The organism is Plesiomonas sp., assembly GCF_051650925.1.
Classification (GTDB): Bacteria; Pseudomonadota; Gammaproteobacteria; order Enterobacterales; family CAMTGL01; genus Plesiomonas.
This window is the reverse complement of the sequence record NZ_JBOFRH010000122.1, coordinates 1-2834: the sequence shown is the minus strand read 5'-3', so window position 1 is coordinate 2834 and position 2834 is coordinate 1. Positions and strand designations below refer to the sequence as shown.

The 2834-nt window shown below is 50.2% G+C and carries 3 protein-coding genes; 1 reads left to right on the top strand and 2 read right to left on the bottom strand.

What is annotated here, in order from left to right; all coding sequences use genetic code 11:
* Nucleotides 1-30: 30 nt before the first annotated feature.
* The gene (locus ACRC27_RS02730; protein ID WP_438639138.1) at nt 31-468 is read right to left on the bottom strand and encodes a GNAT family N-acetyltransferase; all 438 of its coding nucleotides are present in this window, start codon (nt 466-468) and stop codon (nt 31-33) included.
* Between the two features lie 38 nt (nt 469-506).
* Entirely contained in the window at nt 507-1022 is a 516-nt protein-coding gene (locus ACRC27_RS02725; RefSeq protein ID WP_438639137.1) for a GNAT family N-acetyltransferase, read from the bottom strand.
* Between the two features lie 557 nt (nt 1023-1579).
* On the opposite strand from ACRC27_RS02725, the gene ACRC27_RS02720 reads away from it, so the two are divergent.
* The coding region (locus tag ACRC27_RS02720; protein ID WP_438639136.1) for a peroxidase family protein at nt 1580-2834 on the top strand (1255 nt) is incomplete at its 3' end.

The following is a 2834-nucleotide window of genomic DNA, read 5'->3' as shown; positions in this document are numbered from 1 at the left end:
CTCAATAAACTATAACAGCACTCAACATGCTTACAGCATGCGCTGAAACAGGATTTTTCCTTCCCCACATTCTGGCACTAACGCACTTTCTTCGTAGCCGACAATGTGGTAGCCGCTGGCAATTAGTAACTGCAGCATCGCCGGATAACGATTCATCGATTTCACCTTCACGCAGTGATACCCCTGCTCGCGCGCCCACATTTCTTGCGCTTGACGCAGCTCACTGGCGATGCCCTTGCGGCGATATTCTGGCAATACACCGCCTAGCCAACTGTAAAGCTCACGCTCGGAAATTGCATAGCCCAGTTTGTAGGCAACCGCTCTTCCTTTTGCTCGCGCAATTAAGATCAGCGTCGACTTACCAGCCAAACGCTCTTCTAATAGTACACGCGTTGTCCGGCCATCAAATTCGGGGATCCCCGCATCGACCTGCAGCACATCATCTAAGGTGCCGATTTCTATCTTCATTGCACGTGTCCCTAATCATGTTATGTGCGAGGCGCGTGTTAGCGCGGCTGCAGTGTACGCAGATAGAGATTATTTTCCGAACCATACAGTGCGATGGTGCCATGAGGCGCAAACCCTAAGGCGGTAAGCAGATGATTAGATGCAATATTGTCTGGCAATGTGATACCTAACACTTGGTGGACGCCATGCTGTTCACGAGCATTATCTAACACAGCGAGCGCTGCTTCCTTTGCATAACCCTGACGCCAGTGCGCCGACAAGAAGGCATAACCCAGATCGGGCAAATCCAACTCGTTACGCTGTAACAGGCCACACATACCCACTGGGGTACCGCAGGCTTTAAGCTCAACCAAATTCAAACCAAAACCGTGTTGCGTGTAAGACGCTTGTGGCCCGTGCTGAATATAGTTCAACGCACTTGCCGTATCCCGAACCTGTTTGTCGCCGATATATTGCAAAAATGCCGGTTCATTCAGCAAGTGCTGGATAAATGTGGTATCAGCATCAGTAAAATGTCGCACTCGCAACCGTGCGGTTTCACAAACAATATGCATCTTGAATATCCCTGTCCTATCCCTAAAAAACGCACTATAAGCGGATTACGTGGCTGACTCCAGCATCCGATCCCGCGCTTAGCCATTATCTTTTCTCGTGGTCAATTACGCGCATATCCAGATTCCGACAACCACCGTTCAATCAGCACAACATGCCTTGTAACAGATTAAAACACCGCGACTTATAGCAAATCTAAAGAAGCTGCACCGCATAACACTTTTGGTTATACAGCAGTGTTAGCGTTTCGAGGTTGTGCTACACAGGGGTGACGGCATGTTTGTGATAGCGTCATCTAAATGGTGTAGTGTCGTCAGCAAACTGGCCACTCTCTACCTATACTTGCAGTGTTTTTATGTACATGCACATCAGCGTAACGTTGTTTGCGCCTTAGATAAGTAAGCAGGCAAGAAAGCGTTTTGATGTTCTGCATAATGATTTCAGCTATGGCTGAACATGCGCTTGAACCCTAGGACTCAGAGGCCCTTAGCGTTGATGAGTGTTGGCATGTTAACCATGGCAGCAATGCGTTTCATACTGGAAATGAACAGGAGCTCATATGGAAAATAAACAAAGCACCCCTTCCGGAAAATGTCCGGTCATGCATGGTGCGTTGACCTCATCCGGTTCAGCCAATACCAACGCAGATTGGTGGCCTAAAAGCCTGAATCTGGATATTTTGCACCAGCATGACAGCAAAACTGACCCGATGGGCGCTGCCTTTAACTACCGCGAAGCCCTGAAAACACTGGATGTGGAAGCACTGAAAAATGATGTTAAAGCTCTGATGACCGACAGCCAACCGTGGTGGCCAGCGGACTGGGGACATTACGGCGGTTTAATGATTCGGATGGCATGGCACTCTGCAGGCACTTACCGTACCGCCGATGGCCGTGGCGGTGCTGGGCATGGTAACCAACGTTTTGCCCCTATCAATTCATGGCCTGATAACGTCAACTTGGATAAAGCCCGTCGACTGCTGTGGCCAATCAAGAAAAAATACGGCAATAAGATTAGCTGGGCTGATTTGATTGTTCTCGCCGGTACCATGGCTTATGAATCAATGGGCCTGAAAACCTTTGGTTTTGCGTTTGGTCGCGAAGATATCTGGCATCCTGAAAAAGATGTGTACTGGGGTTCGGAAAAAGAATGGCTGGCCCCCAGCACCGCCCAAAATAGCCGTTACTCCGGTGAACGCGATCTGGAAAACCCGCTCGCCGCGGTGATGATGGGGCTGATTTACGTTAACCCTGAAGGGGTGGATGGTCAGCCAGATCCACTGAAAACAGCCCATGATGTGCGCGTAACCTTCGCACGTATGGCGATGAATGACGAAGAAACCGTTGCGCTTACCGCTGGTGGTCACACCGTGGGGAAATGTCACGGCAATGGCTCCGCCAAAGATTTAGGCCCTGCGCCAGAAGGAGCAGAAATCGAAGATCAAGGCTTCGGTTGGCTGAATAAAACCAGCCGAGGGATTGGCCGCAATACAGTCAGCAGTGGACTGGAAGGCGCATGGACTACCCACCCTACCCAATGGGATAACGGCTACTTTGAGTTGCTGCTCAATTATGACTGGCAACTGGCCAAAAGTCCGGCGGGCGCATGGCAATGGGAGCCAATCAACATCAAAGAAGAAGACAAGCCGGTTGATGTGGAAGACCCAAGCATCCGTTACAACCCCATCATGACCGATGCCGATATGGCCATGAAGATGGATCCGGAATACCGCAAGATCTCCGAGCGATTCTATAAAGACCCAGCCTACTTCTCTGAGGTGTTCGCCCGCGCATGGTACAAGCTGACTCACCGCG

Excerpts from the sequence above, each read along its gene's own strand:
- ACRC27_RS02730 (WP_438639138.1), bottom strand. The coding sequence starts at position 468 with ATGAAGATAGAAATCGGCACCTTAGATGATGTGCTGCAGGTCGATGCG.
- ACRC27_RS02725 (WP_438639137.1), bottom strand. The coding sequence starts at position 1,022 with ATGCATATTGTTTGTGAAACCGCACGGTTGCGAGTGCGACATTTTACT.